A 1,091-nucleotide genomic window follows, 5' to 3' on the forward strand; every position below is an offset into this window, starting at 1 on the left:
CGCGACCTGTTCGTGCAGTGGTGCAAGGACGCCGGTTGCAGCGTCACGGTCGATGCCGTCGGCAACATTTTCGCCCGCCGCGCCGGGCGCAACCCGAGCCTGCCGCCGGTGATGACCGGCAGCCACATCGACACTCAACCCACCGGTGGCAAGTTCGACGGTTGCTTCGGCGTACTCGCCGGCGTCGAAGTGCTGCGCACCCTCAACGACCTTGGCGTGGAAACTGAAGCGCCGCTGGAAGTGGTGGTCTGGACCAACGAAGAGGGCTCCCGCTTCGCCCCGTGCATGATGGGCTCCGGGGTCTTCGCCGAGAAATTCACCCTCGAAGAAACCCTCGCCAAGGTCGATGCCGACGGCGTCACCGTTGGCGAGGCGCTGAACGCCATCGGCTACGCCGGCCCGCGCAAGGTCAGCGGGCACGCGGTCGGCGCGTATTTCGAAGCGCACATCGAGCAAGGCCCGATCCTTGAAGATGAAGAGAAAACCATCGGCGTGGTACTCGGCGCGCTCGGGCAGAAGTGGTTCGACCTGAAATTGCGCGGCGTCGAAGCCCACGCCGGCCCGACGCCGATGCACCTGCGCAAGGATGCCTTGGTCGGCGCTTCGGTGATCGTCGGCGCCGTCAACCGCGCCGCCCTCGGCCATCAGCCCCACGCCTGCGGCACGGTTGGCTGCCTTCAGGCCTATCCCGGCTCGCGCAACGTGATCCCCGGCGAAGTGCGCATGACCCTCGACTTCCGGCATCTGGAGCCGGCGCGGCTGGATTCGATGATTGCCGAAGTGAAACAAGTCATCGATGCGACCTGCGAAGAGCACGGCCTCACCTACGAACTGACCCCGACCGCCGACTTCCCGCCGCTGTACTTCGAAAAGGGCTGCGTGGAGGCGGTGCGCGGCGCCGCGAAAGGGCTGGGTCTGTCGCACATGGACATTGTCAGTGGCGCCGGGCATGACGCTATTTTCCTCGCCGAACTCGGTCCGGCCGGGATGATCTTCGTGCCGTGCGAGGGCGGGATCAGCCATAACGAAATCGAAAATGCAGCGCCGGATGATCTCGCGGCGGGGTGCGCGGTGTTGCTAAGGGCGATGCT

At 65.7% G+C, this 1,091-nt stretch carries 1 protein-coding gene; it reads left to right on the forward strand.

Annotated features, from left to right (window positions below):
- The coding region (locus D6877_RS28600; protein ID WP_130912859.1) for a Zn-dependent hydrolase at positions 1 to 1,091 on the forward strand (1,091 nt) is incomplete at both ends.

The sequence above is a fragment of the Pseudomonas sp. Sample_9 genome (assembly GCF_004307535.1).
Classification (GTDB): Bacteria; Pseudomonadota; Gammaproteobacteria; order Pseudomonadales; family Pseudomonadaceae; genus Aquipseudomonas; species Aquipseudomonas mercuritolerans.